The organism is Xenorhabdus budapestensis, assembly GCF_002632465.1.
Taxonomy (GTDB): Bacteria; Pseudomonadota; Gammaproteobacteria; order Enterobacterales; family Enterobacteriaceae; genus Xenorhabdus; species Xenorhabdus budapestensis.
In genome coordinates this window covers 1-525 of record NZ_NIBS01000139.1, presented here as the reverse complement: position 1 = coordinate 525, position 525 = coordinate 1, and the positions used below count along the sequence as shown (strand labels likewise).

Annotated in this window: 1 protein-coding gene and 1 pseudogene; both read left to right on the top strand. The window is 52.2% G+C overall.

Features of this window, described 5'->3' with window-relative positions:
• Positions 1 to 241 (top strand): annotated as a pseudogene (locus tag Xbud_RS19305) (ParA family protein); the annotation flags it as partial.
• Positions 238 to 525: hypothetical protein (locus tag Xbud_RS19300; RefSeq protein ID WP_099137555.1), on the top strand; the 288-nt coding region annotated here is incomplete at its 3' end. The pseudogene Xbud_RS19305 and the gene Xbud_RS19300, both read left to right, overlap by 4 nt.

Sequence of the window (525 nt, the reverse complement as noted above, 5' to 3'; positions counted from 1 at the left end):
CACGTCAGCGTTGGGTGGCAGAAAGGTTTATCAGTTGCTGAGCACCCGCATTGATCTGCTGGATATCTACAAACTGGGGCATGTTCGTGCTCAGCCTGTTCATCGTCTGGAATACAAAACCCCCCGTAAAAGCCCGGCGGCGGCGCAAACCATGCACTGTCTTGCCTGTGAATTGTTCCCCGAATGGATCGCAAAGTTTGATGCGGTATTGATCAGCCAACCCACGGGGGACGCGCAATGAATGTTATCTGGCGGGCCATTTGTTTTTGTTATGACAATGCCGAATTACCATTTACGGATACGCAGGATGAGTGGTTTGTATTTATCGATGCACCGGATCGTAAAGCCGCGCGGGCAAAGCTTCAGGCGTTATTACCGGCTGTCTGGGGCGTATCCCCTGACATCGTTGAGCATTTCAGTCCCCGTAGTGAAGAAGAATTACAGGCGCTGTCACTGATGCCCGGAACACCGGATGATTCGGTGCTGCTGGAATGCGGCTGGGAGAAGGAGAAGCCGCAATATTTA